Source organism: Kitasatospora sp. cg17-2, from assembly GCF_054031055.1.
The window spans coordinates 416,447-435,946 of sequence record NZ_CM132923.1 but is presented as its reverse complement, the minus strand read 5'-3'; the positions used below and the strand labels follow the sequence as shown (position 1 = coordinate 435,946).

19 protein-coding genes and 1 pseudogene are annotated in these 19,500 nt (G+C 72.6%); 12 read left to right on the top strand and 8 right to left on the bottom strand.

Annotation, left to right across the window (positions count from 1 at the left end; translation table 11 throughout):
• Positions 1-174: 174 nt before the first annotated feature.
• Entirely contained in the window at positions 175-1,005 is an 831-nt protein-coding gene (locus tag ACW14Y_RS01730) for a PIG-L family deacetylase (protein WP_380395118.1), read from the bottom strand.
• A 181-nt stretch (positions 1,006-1,186) separates the two neighbouring features.
• Positions 1,187-1,798 (bottom strand): TetR/AcrR family transcriptional regulator, encoded by a 612-nt coding sequence (locus ACW14Y_RS01725; RefSeq protein ID WP_380395117.1) that lies wholly within the window; start codon positions 1,796-1,798, stop codon positions 1,187-1,189.
• A 235-nt stretch (positions 1,799-2,033) separates the two neighbouring features.
• On the opposite strand from ACW14Y_RS01725, the gene ACW14Y_RS01720 reads away from it, so the two are divergent.
• The 4 genes from ACW14Y_RS01720 to ACW14Y_RS01705 all read left to right on the top strand — a co-directional run bounded on the left by ACW14Y_RS01720 (position 2,034) and on the right by ACW14Y_RS01705 (position 5,981).
• The gene (locus tag ACW14Y_RS01720; protein ID WP_456985625.1) at positions 2,034-3,065 is read left to right on the top strand and encodes an NAD(P)-dependent alcohol dehydrogenase; all 1,032 of its coding nucleotides are present in this window, start codon (positions 2,034-2,036) and stop codon (positions 3,063-3,065) included.
• Positions 3,066-3,243: 178 nt separating this feature from the next.
• The gene (locus ACW14Y_RS01715) at positions 3,244-3,894 is read left to right on the top strand and encodes a SigE family RNA polymerase sigma factor (protein ID WP_402725281.1); all 651 of its coding nucleotides are present in this window, start codon (positions 3,244-3,246) and stop codon (positions 3,892-3,894) included.
• Positions 3,894-4,595, top strand: a complete 702-nt coding sequence (locus ACW14Y_RS01710; protein ID WP_456985624.1) for a hypothetical protein — start codon at positions 3,894-3,896, stop codon at positions 4,593-4,595. The genes ACW14Y_RS01715 and ACW14Y_RS01710 overlap by 1 nt, the downstream gene beginning before the upstream one ends.
• 201 nt (positions 4,596-4,796) lie before the next feature.
• Positions 4,797-5,981, top strand: a complete 1,185-nt coding sequence (locus ACW14Y_RS01705) for an MFS transporter (RefSeq protein WP_380301395.1) — start codon at positions 4,797-4,799, stop codon at positions 5,979-5,981.
• Positions 5,982-6,020: 39 nt separating this feature from the next.
• On the opposite strand, the gene ACW14Y_RS01700 is transcribed toward ACW14Y_RS01705, so the two are convergent.
• Positions 6,021-7,241 carry a hypothetical protein gene (locus ACW14Y_RS01700; protein ID WP_456985623.1) on the bottom strand — a complete coding sequence of 407 codons (1,221 nt, stop codon included), beginning with the start codon at positions 7,239-7,241 and terminating at the stop codon, positions 6,021-6,023.
• 94 nt (positions 7,242-7,335) lie between these two features.
• On the opposite strand from ACW14Y_RS01700, the pseudogene ACW14Y_RS01695 reads away from it, so the two are divergent.
• Positions 7,336-7,628, top strand: a pseudogene (locus ACW14Y_RS01695) (hypothetical protein); the annotation flags it as partial.
• Here the strand turns inward: ACW14Y_RS01695 and ACW14Y_RS01690 are convergent.
• Positions 7,510-8,892: a hypothetical protein gene (locus tag ACW14Y_RS01690; RefSeq protein ID WP_456985622.1), complete on the bottom strand. Its 1,383-nt coding sequence runs from the start codon at positions 8,890-8,892 to the stop codon at positions 7,510-7,512. The pseudogene ACW14Y_RS01695 and the gene ACW14Y_RS01690 overlap by 119 nt on opposite strands.
• 123 nt (positions 8,893-9,015) lie before the next feature.
• Entirely contained in the window at positions 9,016-9,516 is a 501-nt protein-coding gene (locus ACW14Y_RS01685; RefSeq protein ID WP_380301401.1) for a hypothetical protein, read from the bottom strand.
• A gap of 384 nt (positions 9,517-9,900) precedes the next feature.
• On the opposite strand from ACW14Y_RS01685, the gene ACW14Y_RS01680 reads away from it, so the two are divergent.
• The 3 genes from ACW14Y_RS01680 to ACW14Y_RS01670 all read left to right on the top strand — a co-directional run bounded on the left by ACW14Y_RS01680 (position 9,901) and on the right by ACW14Y_RS01670 (position 13,476).
• Positions 9,901-11,139: a phosphatidylserine decarboxylase gene (locus ACW14Y_RS01680; protein ID WP_456985621.1), complete on the top strand. Its 1,239-nt coding sequence runs from the start codon at positions 9,901-9,903 to the stop codon at positions 11,137-11,139.
• 27 nt (positions 11,140-11,166) lie between these two features.
• A complete protein-coding gene (locus ACW14Y_RS01675) occupies positions 11,167-12,597 on the top strand; it encodes a S10 family serine carboxypeptidase-like protein (protein WP_456985620.1) in 1,431 nt (476 codons plus the stop codon).
• Between the two features lie 84 nt (positions 12,598-12,681).
• Positions 12,682-13,476 (top strand): pyridoxamine 5'-phosphate oxidase family protein, encoded by a 795-nt coding sequence (locus tag ACW14Y_RS01670; RefSeq protein WP_456985619.1) that lies wholly within the window; start codon positions 12,682-12,684, stop codon positions 13,474-13,476.
• A gap of 125 nt (positions 13,477-13,601) precedes the next feature.
• Here the strand turns inward: ACW14Y_RS01670 and ACW14Y_RS01665 are convergent, their stop codons facing one another.
• From ACW14Y_RS01665 to ACW14Y_RS01655, 3 genes are all read right to left on the bottom strand, one after another.
• The gene (locus ACW14Y_RS01665; RefSeq protein ID WP_456985618.1) at positions 13,602-14,027 is read right to left on the bottom strand and encodes a YidH family protein; all 426 of its coding nucleotides are present in this window, start codon (positions 14,025-14,027) and stop codon (positions 13,602-13,604) included.
• 109 nt (positions 14,028-14,136) lie between these two features.
• Positions 14,137-14,628 (bottom strand): ATP-binding protein, encoded by a 492-nt coding sequence (locus ACW14Y_RS01660; RefSeq protein WP_456985617.1) that lies wholly within the window; start codon positions 14,626-14,628, stop codon positions 14,137-14,139.
• 169 nt (positions 14,629-14,797) lie between these two features.
• On the bottom strand, positions 14,798-15,196 hold the full coding sequence (locus tag ACW14Y_RS01655; protein ID WP_380301412.1) for a hypothetical protein: 399 nt from the start codon (positions 15,194-15,196) through the stop codon (positions 14,798-14,800).
• A gap of 515 nt (positions 15,197-15,711) precedes the next feature.
• On the opposite strand from ACW14Y_RS01655, the gene sigK reads away from it, so the two are divergent.
• From sigK to ACW14Y_RS01635, 4 genes are all read left to right on the top strand, one after another.
• Positions 15,712-16,296, top strand: coding sequence for an ECF RNA polymerase sigma factor SigK (gene sigK / locus ACW14Y_RS01650; protein ID WP_380301414.1), 585 nt, complete (start codon positions 15,712-15,714; stop codon positions 16,294-16,296).
• Complete coding sequence (locus ACW14Y_RS01645; protein ID WP_456985616.1) at positions 16,293-17,201, top strand: anti-sigma factor; 909 nt, start codon at positions 16,293-16,295, stop codon at positions 17,199-17,201. The genes sigK and ACW14Y_RS01645 overlap by 4 nt, the downstream gene beginning before the upstream one ends.
• 230 nt (positions 17,202-17,431) lie before the next feature.
• Positions 17,432-19,045: an AMP-binding protein gene (locus ACW14Y_RS01640; protein WP_456988410.1), complete on the top strand. Its 1,614-nt coding sequence runs from the start codon at positions 17,432-17,434 to the stop codon at positions 19,043-19,045.
• A 71-nt stretch (positions 19,046-19,116) separates the two neighbouring features.
• Complete coding sequence (locus ACW14Y_RS01635; protein ID WP_456985615.1) at positions 19,117-19,500, top strand: hypothetical protein; 384 nt, start codon at positions 19,117-19,119, stop codon at positions 19,498-19,500.

The following is a 19,500-nucleotide window of genomic DNA, read 5'->3' as shown; positions in this document are numbered from 1 at the left end:
ATGGAGGGCGCTCCTCCTCACCGCACCCCTCGACGGGGCCCGCGCCGTCGGCGTCACCGACGAGCCCACCGGGGGATCGGACCGCCCCACCGCTCGGTCGGTCACGCGCTCAGGCGGTCATGGTCCTGCGACGCGGCAGGACCGGACCGCCCGAGCGGTGGGGCGGTCGACCGGTCAGCGCAGGCCGGCGAAGAGGTCGTTCTCGGGGAGCGCAGCGCCGGTGGTGTCCTGGACCCGGACGAAGGTCTCCACACCCATCAGCTCGGTGAACTTCTCCTTGCCCATCTTCAGGAAGAAGATGTTCTCGCCCTGGCTGGCGTGTGCGGCCAGCGCGTCGAACTTCTGGCCGCCGAACCCGGTGGTGTCCACCCAGGTGGTGATCTCCTCGTCGGGGAGGCCGATCTCGGGCAGCTCCGACTCCTCGGTGCCCGGCTCGTCCCAGTCGCCGCCGAGCTCGCGCATGACCTCGCCGAACCGCGCCATCATCGAACGCGGGGCCGTCGTCCAGTACAGCTTCGGCGTCGCGCCGGCCAGCTCCAGGGCCCTCGACGTGATGCGGTTGGCCTGGATGTGGTCGGGGTGGCCGTAGAAGCCGTTCTCGTCGTACGTCACGACCACGTCGGGCCGGTACGTCCGGATCAGGTCGGCGAGGCGGGCGGCCGCCTCGTCCACCGGCGTCGTCCAGAACGAGCCGGGCGCGTCGTTGGCGGCCCAGCCCATCATCCCGGAGTCCCCGTAGTCGAGCATTTCGAGGTGGCCGACCTTGAGGACCTCGCAGCTGGCCTGCAGCTCCTGACGGCGCATCGCGGCGACGGCCGCCGGGTCGTGTCCGGCCTCGCCGGGCTTGACACCTCCCGGGCCGTCTCCGCAAGCGCCGTCGGTACAGGTGACGAGCACCGTCCGGATGCCCTCGGCCGCGTAGCGGGCGAGCACCCCGCCCGTACCGGTGGCTTCGTCGTCGGGGTGGGCGTGCACGGCCATCAGCGTCAGGGGCCGGTCGGTCATGGGAATCGTCCTTCGGTCTGCCGAGTGTTCGGCCTCAGTGTGCGGCACGGGTCCGACAGTGGGCGGCCCGCCGTGCCTCTGATCGACTGTTGGGAACGACGGGGCCGCTGCCCCTATTCCGGGGCGGCGGTTGCCGCGCCTCCGTCGCACCCGGCCCGTGCGGCGGCCCGTTCCCGCAGGCTCAGCCGGCCGCCCGGCGGAGGCCGTCGAGGATGAGGTCGAGGCCGAATTCGAACTCGTCGCCGAAGCTGTAACCGGGCCGCATGACGTGGGCGGTCGCTATCTCCGTCAGGTACGGGTACTCGTCGTCGCCGAGGCCGTCGAGGATGCTGTGCGCGAGTTCGGCGGTCTCCTGGGGGGAGTCGAAGGGGAGGGTCTTCTCCTGCAGCGCGAATCCGTAGATGTAGCTGTCCAGGGCCGAGACGGCGTGGGCGGTCAGCGGGAGGGAGAAGCCGCTCCGGCGCAGGCAGCCGAGGACGGCGTCGTGGTGACGCAGGGTGGCCGGTCCCGGGGTGGAGCGGGACTCCATCAGTCCGATCGCCCAGCGGTGGCGGGACAGCGCGAGGCGCAGGGAGAGGGCCCGCTGCCGCATGGCCCGCTGCCAGTCGTCGCCAGGGACGGGCAGGTCCACCTCGCCGAACACCAGGTCGACCATGCCGTCGAGCAGGTCGTCCTTGTTGGCGACGTGGTTGTACAGGGACATCGCCTCGACCCCGAGGGCCTCGCCGAGCCTGCGCATGGAGAGAGTCTCCAGGCCGCGGGCGTCGGCGAGTTCGACGGCGGCCCGCAGCACGCGCTCACGGGTGAGCGTCCTGCGCGGTGGCTGCGGGGACGACTGCGGGGACGACCGCGGAGACGGCTGTGGCGACTGCGGGGGAGTGCGGGGGGTCACGGTCGGCGGTCACTTTCTGTCGGGCGTCCCGGGTGCTGACGGCGTTGACGAGCTTACGCCGTAAGTGCTGTACTTACGGCGTAAGTCGCCTGCTTACAGCGTAAGTGGGCGAGGCAAGGAGGCAGGAGCGGTGACCATGGGGAAGACGGGCGGGCCGGGCGGGACCATCGGCGGGACCGGGACGATGACGGCCGTTGTGCAGGAGCGCTACGGCGCCGAGCCCGAGGGCGTGTTCCGCACGGCGCGCATTGCCCGGCCCGCCGTCGGACCGGGCGAGGTGCTGGTGCGGGTGCTGGCCTCCAGCGTGGACCGGGGGACGTGGCACATGATGGCCGGGCTGCCGTACGCGGTCCGGCCCGTGAGCGGGCTGCGGGGGCCGAAGCTGCCCAACCCCGGCCGCGCCGTCGCCGGTGTCGTCGAGGAGGTCGGCCGCGACGTGGCCGGGTTCGCGCCCGGCGACGAGGTCTACGGCACCGCCGTCGCGGCCTTCGCCGAGTACGCCGCCACCCGCCCCGACCGGATCGCGCCCAAGCCGGCCGGGCTGAGCTTCGAACAGGCGGCGACGGTCCCCGTCAGCGCGCTCACCGCGCTCCAGGCGGTCTGTGACCGGGCGATGGTCCGGCCGGGCCAGCAGGTCCTGATCACCGGAGCCGCCGGCGGCGTGGGGACCTTCGCCGTCCAGATCGCCCACTCCCTCGGCGCCCGGGTCACGGCCGTCGCGAGCACCGCCAAGCTGGACGCGGTCCGGGCACTCGGCGCCGACCGTGCGGTCGACTACACCCGCGACGACTTCCTCGCCGGCCGACGGCGCTACGACGCGATCGTGGACATCGCGGGCAACCGCACCCTGCGCGATCTGCGCCGCGCCCTCGCACCGCGGGGCAGGCTCGTCATCACCGGAGGCGAGACGAACGGCCGCTGGCTCGGCGGCACCGACCGTCAGCTGCGCGCGCAGCTGCTGTCCCCGTTCGTCGGCCAGCACCTGGGCACCTTCATCGCCTCGGAGCACGCCGACGGGCTGCGCGACCTGACCGCCCTCATCGAGACGGGCAAGCTCACCCCCGTCCTCGCCGGCGTCCACCCCCTCGCCGAGACCGCCACCGCCGTCCGCCGCCTCCTCGACGGCCGGATCACGGGAAAGCTGGCCCTCACCGTCCCCGCACCGTGACGCCCCGGGCCCACCGCTCGCGGGTGTCCGCCTGCTCGCCGCCGTGGCACTGGGCGTCACGTTCGGCGGCGTCGTGGGTGAATCAGCGCTGACGTGCAACCTTTGCGGCCGGGCGGGGGTGAGTAGGGCGGAGTGGCGGTCCGGTGGGGCCGTCGCGCGGATCGCGGAGAGGAATGGGATGACCGCGAGTGCAATACCCGTACCGGTGGAGGACCGGTCCCGGCCGGTCGCGGAAGCGGCGGCCGGGCCACCTTCCCGGGCGGTCGCCGGGGAGGCGTCGGGGTCCGGTGTGCGCGAGCTCGGTTTCGAGGCGTTCGCCGCCACGCGGTGGCGGCGGCTGGTGCGTACCGCCTACCTGCTGACGGGCGACCACCACGAGGCCGAGGACGTGGTGCAGGCGACGCTGGCGAAGGTGTTCCGGAGCTGGGGCCGGATCAGTCGGCTGGACGAGCCGGACGCCTACGTCCACCGGGCGCTGGTGAACAACAACCTGACCCGCCACCGGCGGCGCCGGGTCAGGCAGCTGCTGGTGCCCGTCCTCCCCGAGCGGGCGCACAGCGCGGGCGCCGGTCACCGCGAGGTCGAGGAGCGCTCGGTGCTGCTCCAGGCGCTGGCGGAACTGCCGCCGCGCCAGCGGGCCGTGGTCGTCCTGCGCTACTGGGAGGACATGAGCGAGAACCAGGTCGCCGAGGTGCTCGGCTGCTCGGCGGGCAATGTGAAGAGCCAGGCCAGCCGGGGGCTGGCGAAGCTGCGCGGCCATCCGGCGCTGGCCTCGTACGCGGTGGGGTCCGGTTCGACGATCGAGGGCACGAACGGAGACAACGGGTGATGGACACCGAGGACATGGTGCGGGGCGCGCTGCGGTCGGAGGCGGACGGGCTCACGGTGGGGGACTGGTCGGCCGGGGCCGTGCAGGTCCATGTGCGCCGGCAGCGGCGGGGCCGCCGTGCGGCGTTGGGTGTGTCCGCGGTGGCGGCCGCGCTCGTGGTGGTGGGCGGCACGGGCGTCGTCCTGGCGGCGCGGGACGGGGTCCGTACCGTGGCGCCGGCGTCGCAACCCCTGTCGGCGCCGGCCGGGCCGGCGCCCGAGGCCGTGGTCGTGGAGCCCGGCCAGCAGCTGTCGCTGGGCCGCGAGAACTGGTGGATGCGGCTGAGCGACCAGGAGGTCTGCATCCACGACGAGCCCGCGTACAAGACCGGTCCGGGCTGCGGCGGGCACTCCTGGGCGGGAGGCGCGACGGAGATCACCATGCAGTACTACGGACTGCCGCCGCAGCGGCAGGAGGGTTTCTACAACCTGGTGTACATGGGGCCCGGGCGGGTGGCCTCGATGGCCATCGAGGTGGACGGCCAGGCGCACTGGGTCACCGTCGCCCAGCTCCCCGGGAGTCCGGGCTTCGCCAGCGGCTTCTTCTGGGGGCCGGCCCTCAAGGAGTCCGACACCCCGAGCGAGTACCCGCCCGGCGGCGTCCGGTTCGCCGCGTACGACGCCGAGGGGAAGGTGCTGGCGAGCAAGACGCTGGCGCCCTGATCCGGTGCCGACCGCGCCGGGTCCCGCGGATCGCTCCGCGGGGCCCGGCGCGGGTTTCGGCGCGGGTTTCGACGCGGGGCTCCGGAGCGTCCTTCGACCACGACCGGCCAAGTTCTGCGCAGTGACGAGTACTTCGGGCGATCACAAGCTCCGTGCACGTTTCCCGCCTAGGCTCGCTCCCGGACGCGAGGGAGCGAATCTGTGCGAACCGAGCTGGAACCCGAGATCGAGACCACCGACAAGCGAGCCGTCCGGCACGCGCTGCTGATAGCCCTGGCGAACGGTATCGGTTATCTGCCGTTCGCCCTGACCGTCCCGATCCTGCCCGGGCACGTCACCGGCCGACTGCACGGCGGCCCGGCCGAGGTGGGCGCGGTCATCAGCGGCTACGCGGTGACGGCGCTGCTGGCCCGGCCGGTGTCGGGGGTGCTGATGAACCGGCTCGGCACTCGGGCCCTGACCATCGGCGGGACGCTGCTGGCCGCGCTCGCCACGGTCTGCTACCCGCTCGCCGGGTCGATCGGCGAACTCGTCGGCCTGCGCATGCTGCTGGGCATCGGCATGGGCGTGATGCTGGCCGCGGTCGGCGTCTGGCCGGTGCAGCTGGTCGCCAAGGACCGGCAGGGCTGGGCGCTGGGACTGGGCGGCACGGTGAACTACGTGGCCATCGGCCTGGGCGCGCCGCTGGGTTCCCTGATCGAGCACCTGGTGGGTACGGCGTCCACCTTCGTGATCTCGGGGCTGGTCGCTCTGCTCGTCGTCCCCATCGTCCTGTCCGTACCCGAGGTGGGACTCTCCTCGACCTCGGAGCGGGCCGGCGTCGAGCAGGGCCGGGCCGCGCTGCTCGGCGTGGTGCTGCCCAGCGTCGCGCTGATCTTCACCGCGTTCGGCTTCGCGGCCGTGTCCGGATTCGCGGTCGCGAAGTTCGACGCCCTGGGCATCGCCGGGGGCGCGGTCGTGGTCACCGCCTACTCGCTGACCGTGGTGCTGCTGCGGGTGGCGGGCAGTTGGATCCGCTGGGAGGCCACGCGACCGGTGGAGCTCGCGGGCCTGTTCCTCGTCGAGGCCCTGGGGGTCGCGCTGCTCGGGGTGGCGGACGGCCTCGGCCTGGGCGTGGTCGGCGGTGTGCTCATCGGTGTGGGCATGTGGCAGATCTACCCGATGCTGGGCCTGTTCGTGGTGCGATCGGTCAGCGAACGCCGGCGCGCCACGGCGCTGTCGACCTTCGGCGCCTGCTTCACCGTGGGCCTCGCGGCCGGCGGCGGCGCCCTCGGACTGGTCGCCGGGGCCGCCGGGTACCGGACGATGTTCCTCGTCTGCGCGGCCTGTGTCGGCCTGGGCCTGCTGGTGGCCGTGGCCGCGGCCCGGGCGGCCCGGATCGACTGACCCCGCCGGCTCCGGGGCGCCCCGTTCCCGCCGTTCCTTTCACAAGGAGTCCGGGACATCACCGTGCCGGTTCCCGGAAACGCCCTCGCCGAGGGAGAGCCTCTCGACGCTGTTCCCGTCACCGTCGGCCTCGGGGTACTGGACGAAGCAGTAGTCCTGGTCGGGGGTGAACGTCAGACTGCCGGCCGCGCCGCCGACGGGGGTGCCGTCCTCCCGGAGGACGGTGAGCCGGTGGGTCACCGAGTAGACGGCCCCGGCGTGCCGGCCGGGGACCCTCAGGGTGCCGGTGTCGGTGCGGCTGGCCAGCTCGCTCACGCCGGTGGCCGAGGAGTACCCGAGTTCGACGGTCACTGTGGCGCTCGGCCCGGCCTCGGCGGCCTCGATGCCGATGCCCCCCTTGGCCGTCACCGAGACGCCGACCTTCGCTCGCCAGGCGGCGGACTGGATCTGGCTGACGCCCTTGGTGACGCTGTAGCCCACGCTCTGCGCGGTGTCGCGGTGCTCGTTGTCGATGTACTTCTCCAGCCGGTACTGCGCGTCGCGCTGGATCGTGTACACCGGGGACCTCCGGACCTGCCTGAGCGTGCTCCGGTCGCTGTCCTTCACGGCGGGGAACGGCACCGTGACGACGTGTTCCCTGGCCCAGTTGGTGACGTCGGCCGGCCTGCCGAAGCCGTCCATCAGGGGTGTCCGCGACCCGGCGCCGCTCTGCGTGCCGACGGGCAGGTTGAGCACGTGCATGGGCGGCCGACCCACCGGCCTGTCGCCGGGGGACCAGCAGAACCCGCCGACGTCGGAAGGAGTCATCCTGATGCCGTTCGTCCCGTACCAGTGGCCGGGGGCGACGACGGGCCACAGATCCGCGGTCACGGGCGCGGCCACGTCGGCCGGATGCGCGTAGCTGAACCCGTCGTGGTTCTCCTTCACGCATCCGAACACTTCGTCCGGCCCGTGGCGGGGGTCCTGCCCCGGGGCGAGGACGAAGTCGCTGAAGGTGCGGTAGCCGTCCGGCGGGACCATCCGCCACACCACGTCCCCGGTCGGCAGCTCGCCGAGCTTCTCCCAGTCGGCGGCGGGGCGCACCAGGTCGCCGCGGGGGTCGGTGTCGCGTACCTCCAGGATCCAGCTGCCGGCTTCCTTGTTCAGGGCGCGCCAGCCTTCGCCGTTCGGTTCGTCGAGCCGCGGCCCGCCCTGCGGGAGGCCGGTGAACCTGAGGGTGAGCGCCCCGAACCGGACCGGACGCGAGTGGACGGGATCCATGAGCCGTGCTCCCTGGTGTGGGGGATGGTGTCGTGATCCTTCGTCGGTTCGCGCACAAACAAACAACTGTTGCGCCACTCGACGGAAGAGCCGCACCGAGGCGGTCCGGTCCTCCGAGGTGGTGATCGCCATGGGCTGCGGCGACGCCTGCCCGTTCTTCCCCGGCAGGACCCGTCCGGACCGGCAGCTCGAAGACCCGGCCGGACAGGGCGTCGACGCCGTGCGTCCGATCCGCGACCGGACCGAGCGGCGCTCGTTCGCGGCGTCCTCACGACGTCCTCGTGGCGCCGAGGTCGTCGAGTGCCTCGCGCAGCAGGCGTTCGTTCCGGTGCGGGGCGAGCAGCTGCCGGAGGTCGGAGGCCAGGACGGGCGGCAGTTCGCCGGTGAGGGCGCGGATCCGGTGGACGGCGTCGGCGGCGACGTCGAGTTCACCGAGTGCCAGGTGCCCGTTGACGACGTAGAGGAACCAGAGCGCGCTGTAGGGGGAGGGAGTGGAACCGCCCGACGCGGTGAGGCTGTCGGCCAGGGCGGCCAGCTGGGGCCTGGCCCTGGCGGGCCGCCCGAGGAAGGACCAGACCGACGCCCGTCCGATGGCGACGAAGCGGCGGTAGGCCTCGGAGTCCGTGGCGGTGCCGGTCGCCGCGCGGTCCGCCGCGGTGAACGCCTCGGCGGCGAGGTCCAGCGCCCGGGCCGCCTCGGTGGCCCGGCCGAGCTGAGCGAACGCGGAGGCTTCGCAGTTGTGCAGCTCCAGCGCGGTGGACGCCGGCAGGTCGGGGGCGGCCGTGCGGGCGGCGCGGAGGAGGCCGAGGGCGTCGGCGGCGTTGCTCGCCAGCAGGTGGTGACGGGCGAGTTGGGTCATGGCGGTCGCCGAGACGTCGCGATCCCCTGCGGCGGCACCCGCCCGGACGGCGGTCAGGGCGTGGCGCTCGGCGTCGGCCAGTTCCCCGAGGGCGCAGCTGAACCCGGAGCACAGCAGGGCGGTGCGGGCGGACAGCAGGAGCAGGCGCCGGCCCGTCGCGCCGCCGGGTCCGGCGGCGGCCAGCAGGTGGGTGACCTGCCGGTGTTCCGTGTGTGCCGCGGCCAGGAGCAACCGGGCCGGGAGGAGGCTGACGAGCATCTGCTGCTCCAGGGCCCCGGTGCGCGCCTCGATCCAGTCGATCCGTTCAACGGCCTGCGCGACCTGCGCGGCCTGTGCGGCTTGCTCGCGTCCGAGGGCGGGCCGGGGGCCGGCCAGCCGGGCCAGGAGCCCGTTCACCTGGGCGGCCAGCCTGTCGCCCCGCAGCGCGAACCCCGGCAGCGCGGACCCCGGTGGACGCTCGGACGCGGGTAACCGCGGGCCGCCTCGGGGCAGGTACAGCCGCGGCCCGTCGCGGGCGCCGTCCAGGGGGACGCCGTCGCCGGTGGCCAGGTGCAGCCAGAACGGCCAGCCGAGCCGGGCGACCTCGCGGGCCGGAACGCCGTGGATGCGCGCCATGGCGAGTTGGGCGGAGTGCTCGGGGACGATGCGCCCCGATTCCCAGCGGGACACCTTCTCGCGGCGTGCGGCCGTCCGCCCCAGGCCGAGCTCGTCGTGTGCGCGCGCGACGAGCCGGGCGTACTCGGGCTGGGAAAGGCCCAGTACCGCCCGCAGCACAGTGAGGGGGTGCGCCATGATGCTGCCCGATTCTACCGCGCTCCGACGGGGCGGGCCAGGTCCTGTCGATCTCCTCGAATATGCGCGGAAGCGCTCGGCCGGTGGATTCCGGCCGAGCGCTTCGTGTCGGGAACACATTCCTCAGAAAGGTGTTCCGCCGTGTCCGAGGACGGACTTCAGTACCCCCGGTGATCCCACTCCGTAGGCGCCGACGAGCAGGTAGGCCAGGGCGGCCTCACCGGGAGTGACGGAGGCGCCCGGGGCCCAGGAGACGTCCAGCCATCCCGTGGGCGCCCGCTCGAAGCCGGCCAGCTCGACCCCGTTCCGCGAGAAGCGACTGACGTTCGCCGAACGCGGAGTGAACTCGTAGACGGCATCGCGGAAGTGAGCGCGGATGCGGTACGACCTGCGGGTGGCGAAGCCCGTCCCCGGAAACACGCGCCCCGAGCCGCTCCCCACCGTCAGGACCACCTGCCGCGGATCCCGGGTCCCGATCGGCGACGGGTCGCCGACCGGGGTCCCGTCGCGGCGCACGATGGTCGCGTCCGGCAGGGAGGGCGAGCTGACCTCGACCACCCCGCGCTCGCGGTCGACGAAGATCTCCACCCGCCCGTGGTGCGGGTCACCGATCACCAGACCCATTCGAACGGCTCCTTTCCTCGCGCTTGCACTCGGACGGCCACGCATTTGTCTGTTCCGCTCGAAAACGTGAACGCATCGGCCGGGTTCCGAATTGTCGAACCGTTGTCCCGGCGCGCGTCACGCAATTTATGGAATTCGATCCGAACGGTCAAAGAAAAGAGGCACCCCGGGAGGCACGGCGGGGCCTCTTGACCAGGGGGCCGCCCCGGGCGGCAGTGACTGAGTGCCGAGCCGCGTTCCAGGCGGCCCGAAGGGGAGTGTTCGGCCGCGCGGAGGTCGTTCCCATACGAACGGAGCACCTGGGGGCGCACCTCCTGCGGATCCGGGACGTACTGGTGAAGGCGCAGCCGCGCCGGGGGGCCAGTGCAGCGAAGGAAGTACGACGTGAGCCAGGATTTCAGCCCGCCCTCGCCGGACCTCAAGACGTTCCTCGACAGGGTCGAGAACGTGTACCTGAACGACCCGGACTTCAAGGCCGCGTTCGACGGGGCGATCAAGGGAGTGCAACCGCGCCCGGAGGACATCAAGGACAAGGTCTGGCACGACTGGACCGGCGCGACCGTCAAGGAGCTGCGCAGCTTCTTCAAGGCGTGGCACAAGTGGGGGTGGGACCAGGGTGTCCACGACGGGCTCGACTTCATCGAGAAGTTCAGCTGGATCACCTACCGCAACGACGCGGGCATGGACTTCGTGACGTCCGGCCCCGGCCGGGAGATGCTGGCCGACTTCACCCATCTGCAGGGCCTGCAGATGGACGACCCGAAGTCGAAGCACCTCGTCGATCGGTGGATCAAGGAGCTCGGGCCGAAGAAGATGGCCGACTTCGAGCCGGGCGACTGGTCGACCTTCAACAAGTTCTTCGTCCGGGAGCTGGCGCCCGGCGCGCGGCCGATCGACGCCAGGCTCGACCCCGGGGTGGTGGTCGCCCCGACCGACTGCGTCATCAACATGATCGTCGACGATCTGACGGACTCGACGCAGCTCCCGGTCAAGACCGTGACCATGAACGTCCGTCAGCTTCTCGACGGCTCCGACTACGCGTCCTGTTTCACCCCGAGCGGGCCCGGCAGCCCCGGCGGTACGGCCGTGTCGTGCATCCTGCTGCCCGACACCTACCACCGGTACCACGCCCCGGTCGGCGGCGAGGTGGTGGAGGCCCGGGACGACATCGGCGGCGTCTACTACGGGATGAAGGACTTCCCGGCGCTGCTCGACAAGGGCAACGTCGGCTACGGCTACGACTACAGCATGTTCGACGACTTCCGCCGCGGATACGTCGTCTTCCGCACCCCGTACGTGGACCACGAGGGGAAGCCCGACGGCCACGGCCACGTCGCCCTGATTCCGGTCGGCCTCAACTCGATCGGCTCGGTGCAGTTCCACGAGAAGTTCCGGAACATCACCAAGGAGTCGAAGCCGGTCCCGGTCGAGAAGGGCGAGGAGATCGGGTACTTCCAGTACGGCGGCTCGCTGAACATCCTGCTGTTCGAGCCGGGCCGCTTCCCCGCCCTGCAGCTCCTGATGGGGCAGCGCATCGGCGTCCTGGAGGAGACCGAGCGCTCCGACTTCCTGTTCCGGAACTTCCGCCGCACGACGCCCCGGCGCGTCCCGCCGGTCTCCTGACCCCGGTCCCACCACGGAAGGCACACCATGCAGCGCAGTCCCGTGTACGGGATCCCCGCCAACCTCCTCGGCACGCAGACGATCGACTTCTACCCCCGCGAGGACGAGGAGGGCGAGGTCCCGAAGAAGGTCCGCTCCTACGCCGGGTACGCCGACGTCGACGGACCGGCCCCGGGCGCGAAGAGCCACCTGTTCTACTGGTTCTTCGAGAGCCAGACCTGCGACCCCAACCTCGACGCGACCGCCCAGCAGGCCCTGATCGACCGGACGCCGCTGCTGATCTGGCTCAACGGCGGCCCCGGCGCCTCCTCGCTGCTCGGCCTGTTCATCGAGAACGGTCCGCTGCGCATCGGTGACGACGCCGCCGGCAGCGTCTCGGTGAGCGCCGACACCTGGAACCAGGAGGCGCACGTCGTCTACTGGGACCAGCCCGTCGGCACCGGCTACAGCTACAGCGACACCGCGGGCAGCCACGTCCAGGACGAGGACACCCTCGCCCTGATGTTCTGGGAGGGTCTGCAGCAGTTCTTCGCGACCTACCCCGAGTACCGGAACTGCCCGCTGTACGTCTGCGGCGAGAGCTACGCGGGCAAGTACGTGCCGGCCATCGCCCGGAAGATCGACGAGCAGAACGGCCGGAACGCCGGAACGCACCTGGAACTCAAGGGGATCGCGGTCGGCAACGGCTGGATCAAACCGGAGCTGTCCGTCCAGGTCATGATCGACTACGCCTACGCCTCCGGGTTCCTCGGCCTCGGGCAGAAGAGCCTCCTGGAGGACGCCTACGGCACGTTCAAGGACGTCCTGGAGGAAGGCGAGAAGAACCACGACTCGGAGAAGCTGAAGCAGGCCACCGACCTCGGGAACGGCCTGGTCGACGCCGTCCTGGCCTACGGGGGCGACTTCGACGTCTACGACGTGCGGCGCTGGGACGACCTCTCCATGGGGGCGCTGCGCGCCTACCTGAACACCCCGGCGGTGCGGAAGGCCCTGAACACCGACCGGAAGTGGGAGTGCGCCGACAACTCCGGTCCGGTCGCCACTGCCCTGAAGGCCGACAACATGGCGGACGCCTCGCCCTGGTACGCCGAACTCATCGGCAGGGGCTATCGGGTCCTGCTCTACACCGGCGACTTCGACAGCGCCTGCGGCTACCGGAGCACCGAGGAGATCCTCGACGGCATCGTGACGCCGCAGGAGGAGTGGCGCAAGGCCGAACGGCGGATCTGGAAGCAGGCCCAGGGCAACCCGAAGGGGTTCGTCCGCAGCCTGCGGAACGTCACCCAGGTCGCGCTGCCCGACTCCGGCCACGAAGTCCCGGCCTACCAGCCGGAGATCTGCCGGGAGATGCTCTACAACTGGCTCTTCGACCGCCCCTTCACCGGCCAGGACCCCGAGGCCGTGGCCCGGAACATCCTGGAGAAGGCCCGGAAGGACGCCGCCAACGAATCGGGCTGAGCGCCCGGGCGGGACGCGGCCGGTCCGCCGGTCGCGTCCCGCCCCGCCCACCACCCACCGCACCCCGACCACGGAGGAACCCCTGTGCCGCAGCAGCCCGACCACCCCCAGGAAGCGCCCGTCGCCGTCCGGGGCACGAAGCCGGTCAACGACCTGGCGACCTGTGTGGAAATCCTGAAAGCGGCCTACGTCTGCACCGTCGCACACGTCGAAGTCCCCGCCGGTGCCGATGCGTCGCAGGCCGTGCCCCGCTGCGTCCCGATGGTCTACGCCTATCACGAGGAGGGGGCGGAGCGGCTCCTCTACCTGCACGGTTCCCTCTACTGGCCGCCCGCCACCCCACCCACCCACCGCACGCTGCAGCATCTGTGGAGCACGGAGGGCGTCCCCGTCTCCGTGACCGTCACCCTCGTGGACGGCCTGTTCGTCGGGCGCGCGGCCATCAGCACCTCGCTCAACTTCCGGTCCGTGGTGGTGAACGGGATCGCCCGGCCGGTCGCCGAGGGGGACCGAGCCAAGTCGTTCCAGGCCCTCACCGACCAGATCATTCCGGGCCGGTGGTCGGAGTTCCGCCCGATCAAGGACGGCCGGGGCGGGAGCCCCAGCGAACTCGACACGGACGGGAAGAGCACCCCCACCATCGGCGTCCTGTCCGTCAGCATCACCGACATCACGACCCAGGCCAAGACGCACTGCATCTCCGAACCCGAGCACGAGACCCAGGCCGACCGGGACTGGAACGAGGGCCAGAACTGGGCGGGCCTGCTGCCGATCCGCCAGTTCTACGGACCGGCCCTGCCCGACAGCACCGCCGCGCAGCGCGGCTCGGCCGTCCCCCGCTCCGTCCAGGCCCTCATCGCCGGGTGCGAGGCCGGGTGAACCGCGGCGGGGCCGGGTGATCCGCGGCGGGGTCGGGTGATCCGCGCCGGGGCCCGCGCCTCCGTACAGGGCCGCTGACCTCCCGCCCCCTGGCGGCCGTCGGCGGCCGTCGCGGGGACGGGCCGTCAGCGCGCGCCGGCGGCCACGGTGACCACCACGATGCCCGTCAGGACCAGGAACGCCAGCCCCAGCATCGCGTTGACCGAGCTGTGCCCCAGCGGCTCACGGAGCCGCATCCGCCGCTGCCGCACCCGCCACTGCCAGTACCCCGCGACCGTCGCCGCCACCGCGAGGAGGATCAGATAGCAGGCCAGCGCGAGCCGCAGACCGTACGGCCCCACCCGCCCGATCCCCAGCACCGCCAACGCCCCCGCCAGCAGGGCCAGCGCCGTACGCGACCAGGCCAGGAACGTCCGCTCGTTCGCCATCGTCGCCCGGTAGTCGGGCTCCTCGCCCTGTTCCCACCAGCGGACCGGGGAGCGCGGCGCGCGCTCCCCGTCGTGCTGCGAACCGTTCACCGGCACCGGCTGCTCCTCGGGCTCGTTCGGCACAGTGTCCCCGGCCGCGCGTCGGCGGTCCCGGACCGACGCGCCCCGTTCGACGCGTCCCGTCGGCCTCGCGGACACGGTCGTCCCGGTGCGGCCGGTCCGCGGCCGGCCGTCACCAGGTGCGCTGCGGGCGCCGTGCGCCGCGCGGGTCGGGCGGGACGGGGGCTGCGGTGCGGTCCGGCAGGAGGGCGTGGACGGTCTTGCCGCTGCCGGGGTCGAGCGTGAGGGTGAGGCTCTCGGTGAGGGCGGCGACCAGGAGGAGTCCTCTGCCGTGGAGGTCCTCGGGGGCGAGGGGCGCGGGGGCGGGCAGGGCCCGGCTGGTGTCGCTGACCTCGATGCCGATTCCGCGCCGGTGGGCGGTGAGGGTCAGCCGGCCGGGTCCGTCGGTGTGCCGGACGACGTTGGTCGCGAGTTCCGTGACGACGAGGAGGGCGTCTCCGAGCAGGGCCCGGTCGTGCGGGTGGGTGCGTCGGAGGAAGGCCCCGGTGGCCGAGCGGATCCGGGCCATGCACCCGGCGTCGTTGGGGAAGGACAGGGAGAGGCTGTCCGTCGGGAGGCAGGTGTCGTTCGGGTGGATCGGCGGGGGTGCGGTCGTGGTTCTCATGGTCGGGGTCCTTCGGCTCCCGTCCGTCCGGTAGTGGCGGGCGGTGGTTCCGGGCAGTGGCGGGCGGTGGCGGAGAAGCGTGGGGGAGAAGCGTGGGGAGCGGCCCCGGTGGGGTGGGGCCGCTCGGTCGGGCCGACCGGGCCCGTACGGTCCCGGTCGGCGACGGGTGTCAGTGCCAGCAGTTCCAGTAGCCGTTGTGCCAGACCTTCTCCCAGTGGGCCGGCTGCCAGACGTTCTTCCAGCCGGCGTCGTGCCGGACCTGGTGCCAGTAGCCGTCGTGCCAGTGGTGCTGTCCGTCCCACCAGCCGGCGTGCCACTGGTTCTGCGACCAGCTGGGATGCCAGGCCTTCGACCACTGTCCGGCGACGAGCTTGTTCTCCCACCAGCCGGGGTGCCAGGTGCACGTGCCATGGCCGTGCTGATGCGTCTGGACGGTCGACGCGGCGGCTGTCGGGGCCGCGGCGGGGGCCGCGGAGGCAGAGGCGGCGGTGGTGAGGGCGGCGCCGCCGGCCAGCAGGGCGCCGGCCATGGCGACGGCCAGCGGGCGCCGGATACGCGTTGCGCGCATGGTGGTACACCTCCTTCCTGAGACATGGGTACGAGGGGAAGCGGTCGATCCCTGGCTGACGCACCGTCATGAGGCGTTTTCCCGGGGCCCGGTGGTGCGGGTCCGAGTTGTTCGGCGGGGCGTCGGCCGCTCGGGATCTTCCTGCCCCTGATTCGCCGTGGTGGCGGGTGCGGATTGGCCGAGTCCGTCCCGGAGTCCGGTCGGCCGCCGGACTCTGCGGCGCGGGGCCGGTGCGGGTCGGTACGGGGTCGGCGCGGGTCGGTACGGGCCGGTGCGGGCCGACGCGGCAGTGCGCGGGCCGGATCCGGGGATCGCCAATCCGTCGGGCGGTCGGCGACGAATACCGTGCGAGTGACGCGAGGGACCGACGAGAGTTCCGAACCCGCCGAGCAGCCCCGGGAGGCCGCCATGTGCGCCGCACCCGATCGTCCGGACAGCACCCGCCCGCAGTACCGCCGCCCGCGGCACTGCCACCCACGGGGGCGCGGGTGCGACCGGCGGTGGAGGCGGCCGCGGTGAACTCCGTTGTCTTCCTGCACGGCCGCCCCGAGCCCCCCGCCGACCTGAAGACGGTCATGGAACGCGTCACCCGGGGTGATCACCAGGCCTTCGCCCGCCTGTACGACGCGGTCGCGGGCCCGGTCTTCGGGCTGGTGCGCCGGGTCCTGCGGGACGAGGCCCAGTCGGAGGAGGTGATGCAGGACGTGATGCTGGAGGTCTGGCGCGGCGCCGCCCGCTACGACCCCGGCCGCGGTGACGTGATGCCGTGGGTGATGACCATCGCCCACCGCCGTGCCGTGGACCGGGTCCGGCGCTGCCGGACGGCTGCCGACCGTGACCGGAAGGCCGCCGCCGGTGCGCAGGACACGCCGTTCGACGATGTCGCCGAGCGCGCCGAGGCCCACCTGGAGCACCAGCAGGTGCGTCACTGCCTGCGTCGGCTGACCGACCTGCAACGCGAGTCGGTGCTGCTCGCGTTCTACCAGGGCCTCACCTACCGGGAGGTCGCGGAACGGCTGGACGCCCCGTTGGGCACCGTGAAGACCCGTATGCGTGACGCCCTGATCCGGTTGCGCGACTGTCTGGGAGTCGGATCATGACCACCTCCGCCGACGGCAACATCCACCTCCTCGGCGGCGCCTACGCCCTGAACGCCCTCGACGACGGTGGCGACGGCGACGGCGACGACGGCGCCTACAGCGAACGCGCGGCCTTCGAGGCCCACCTGGCCGGGTGCGGCACCTGCGAGGAAGAGGCGGTCGGCTTCGGCGGCGCCCTCGCCCGCATCGCGACCGCGCAGGCCCCCGTCGCGCCCCCGGCCGAACTTCGCGCCCGGATCCTGGCCCGGACCGAGGTCGAACGCCAGCTGCCGCCGCTTCCGAGGCCCGTCGTGACCGTCGGGTCTGCCGAGACCGCCGTGACCGTCGGGTCCGCTGTGTCCGTGGGGTCCGGCGGGTCCGCCGGGTCCGCCGTGACCGCACCGCGTGCGGCCGACCACCGGTCCCGGGCGCGCCGCTGGCCCCGCTTCGCCCTGGCCGCCTCCCTCGCCGCGGCCACCGTGCTCGGCGTCGTCGCGGTCCAGCAGCACGAACAGGTACAGCAGGAGCGCGCCGCCGCCGGGCAACTGCGCGCCCAGCAGGCGGCCTTCGGCGAACTGCTGACCGCGCCCGACGCCCGCGTGACCACCACCACCGCGGCCGCCACCGAACCGGGCACGGCCGGCACCGGCACCGTGGTGTGGTCGGCCAGTCGCAACCAGGCGGGATTCCTCGCCGCCGGACTCCCCGATCCCGCCCCCGGCCGCGTCTACGAACTCTGGCTCGACCACAACGGCACCCTCACCCCGGCCGGCCTGCTGCCGGACGGCAACGGCGCCCTCGTCCTCACCGCACCGCTCGACGGCGCCCGCGCCGTCGGCGTCACCGACGAGCCCGCCGGAGGATCCGAGCGGCCCACCACCCAGCCGGTCATGGCGCTGCGGCTGACCCAGGGCCGCGCCACGTAGCACGGGGCCGCCGGACTGCGGCGGGCGGCGGCGTCCTGTTCGGTGGCCCGTCGCCGCAGAGCTCGTGCCGGTCCCGGGGGAGCGGGGTTGGCCGCGGGCCGGGCTGGGCAGGGATGGCCGTGCACGGACCGGTCGTCGTCGGCTTCGGGTGCTGTGCGCCCGGCCGCGGGAGCATGTGGTCGGGGCGAGCGGGGGTCGGCGGTCCGAGACGAGGGGGACGTGCGGTGTCGGTGTCGGTGTCGGAGCAGGGCTTCCGGAACTACGTGGAGATCGTTCTCGACGGCCTGGCCGACGGGCCTGACGACGTGGTCCTGGTGAGCGGGGAGCGCCGCATCGGGGCGGGGGAGTTCCGTTCCCTGGTCTACCGGCTGGCGCGGGCCCTGCGCGAGCGCGGGGTGGGGCCGGGGCGCACCGTGACCCTGCTGTGCGGGAACCTGCCCGAGACGATCGCGGTGCGGTACGCGGTCAACCTGCTCGGCGCGCACTACAACCACCTCTACAACCGCCTCGGGGTGGACGTGCAGGCCGCGATGATGGCGGACGTCGACACCTTCGCCCTCGTCGTCGATCCGCGGTTGGCCGGGCGTGCCGCCGAGCTGGTCCGGGTCGTGCCGCCGATCGAGCACGTCCTGCGGCTCGGCGGGGACGTTGACGCGGAACCCGACGCGGACGCGGACGTGGACGCCGACGCGGATCCGGGTTGGGCTTCGGCTTCGGGTGAGGACCTGCTCGCGCTCGCCGCGAAGCAGTCCGGTGAGCCCCTGGCCAGTGGCGCGAGCCCGCAGGACCTGTGCTTCATCCGGCATTCGGGCGGTACCACCGGGCATCCCAAGGGGGTGCGCAGCACCTTCGGCCGGATGCAGGCCGGCATCGACGGCATCCGCGAGCTGTTCAGCGGGACCGGCCGCCGGGACCTCGTCTGCACCCCGCTCTCGCACGCGGCCGGGTTCATCGCCGACAGCACCCTCTCCGCCGGCGGCACCGTGGTCCTGCACTACACGTTCGATCCGGCCGAGATCCTCGCCACGGTCGCCCGCGAGCGGATCACCAACACGATGCTGCTGCCGCCCCTGCTGTACCAGATCCTCGACCACCCGGACGCCGAGCACGCCGACCTCTCCAGCCTGCGCGGGATCACCTACGGCGGCACGCCCTCCTCCCCGAGCCGGATCGCCGAGGCCGTGCGCCGCCTCGGCCCCGTTCTCCAGCAGGGGTACGGCCAGTTCGAGGCCGGTGCCGTGAGCTTCCTGACCGCCGCCGAGCACGATCCCGACCGCCTCGACATCCTGCGCACGTCGGGGCGGCCCGTCCCGGGGGTCGAGGTCGAGATCCGGGACGAGGCCGGCCGGGTGCTGCCGGTGGGCGAGGTGGGGGAGATCTGCGCCCGTTCCGGGCAGGTGATGGAGGGCTACTGGAAGAACCCGGAGCTGACCGCGCAGGTGCTGCGGGACGGCTGGGTGCTCACCGGTGACCTGGGGCGGCTGGACGAGCGGGGCTACCTGACGGTGGTCGACCGGATCAAGGACATGATCGCGGTGGTCGGCGGCCATGTGTACACCACCGAACTCGAGGACTTCCTCAACACCCACCCCGCGGTGCTCCAGAACGCCGTCTACGGTGTGAAGGGCGACGGCGGCCACGAACGCGTCCACACCACGGTCGTCACCGCCGCGGGCACCGCCGTCACCGCCGACGAGCTCCGGACCTGGGTCCGGGAGGGACGGGGCGAGATGTACGAACCCGACCACGTCCACTTCACCGATACGCTCCCGCTCACGGATGCCGGCAAGCCCGACAAGAAACTCCTCCGCCTGCGCGCCTCGGCCTCCGGCGGCAGTTCCTGATCGACCGTCACCCTTGCCTCCGGTCAGGGACGGCCGTGCCTTCGACGCAGTACCGTGCGCAGGTGGACAATATGCCGATCCCGACAGCGGGTATGACGATCAGCGTTCGGACACGGCAGGACGTGGTGGTCGTCGACCCGGAGCGCTTTGTCGCTTCGGCCCGCGCGGCGTACCGCGAAGCCTTCCCCGAGATCACCGAGGAGCGGGCGGCCGAGGACATCCGCGATGTCTACGACGCAGTCTGGGCCGTGCTGGACCGCTTCGGCCGGCTCGCGGCCGATGCGCCGGAGCCCTCCTCCGGAATTCCCGGCCGGAGATTTCTGGACCGCCCGGACGGACTCTCCCCTGCGGGCGAGCGGCAGCAGATCGTGCTGAACGATCCGCAGCCGCTGCAGGACTACGGCTGCTTCATGCCGGAGGACTACGACCCGTTCGCCGTCCCGCCAGGGGCGTGA

Coding starts and splice junctions, on each gene's coding strand:
- ACW14Y_RS01730 (WP_380395118.1), bottom strand. CDS start 1,005: ATGACCGACCGGCCCCTGACGCTGATGGCCGTGCACGCCCACCCCGAC.
- ACW14Y_RS01720 (WP_456985625.1), top strand. CDS start 2,034: ATGGGGAAGACGGGCGGGCCGGGCGGGACCATCGGCGGGACCGGGACG.
- ACW14Y_RS01715 (WP_402725281.1), top strand. CDS start 3,244: ATGACCGCGAGTGCAATACCCGTACCGGTGGAGGACCGGTCCCGGCCG.
- ACW14Y_RS01710 (WP_456985624.1), top strand. CDS start 3,894: ATGGACACCGAGGACATGGTGCGGGGCGCGCTGCGGTCGGAGGCGGAC.
- ACW14Y_RS01700 (WP_456985623.1), bottom strand. CDS start 7,241: ATGGATCCCGTCCACTCGCGTCCGGTCCGGTTCGGGGCGCTCACCCTC.
- ACW14Y_RS01690 (WP_456985622.1), bottom strand. CDS start 8,892: ATGGCGCACCCCCTCACTGTGCTGCGGGCGGTACTGGGCCTTTCCCAG.
- ACW14Y_RS01685 (WP_380301401.1), bottom strand. CDS start 9,516: ATGGGTCTGGTGATCGGTGACCCGCACCACGGGCGGGTGGAGATCTTC.
- ACW14Y_RS01675 (WP_456985620.1), top strand. CDS start 11,167: ATGCAGCGCAGTCCCGTGTACGGGATCCCCGCCAACCTCCTCGGCACG.
- ACW14Y_RS01660 (WP_456985617.1), bottom strand. CDS start 14,628: ATGAGAACCACGACCGCACCCCCGCCGATCCACCCGAACGACACCTGC.
- ACW14Y_RS01655 (WP_380301412.1), bottom strand. CDS start 15,196: ATGCGCGCAACGCGTATCCGGCGCCCGCTGGCCGTCGCCATGGCCGGC.
- ACW14Y_RS01645 (WP_456985616.1), top strand. CDS start 16,293: ATGACCACCTCCGCCGACGGCAACATCCACCTCCTCGGCGGCGCCTAC.
- ACW14Y_RS01635 (WP_456985615.1), top strand. CDS start 19,117: ATGCCGATCCCGACAGCGGGTATGACGATCAGCGTTCGGACACGGCAG.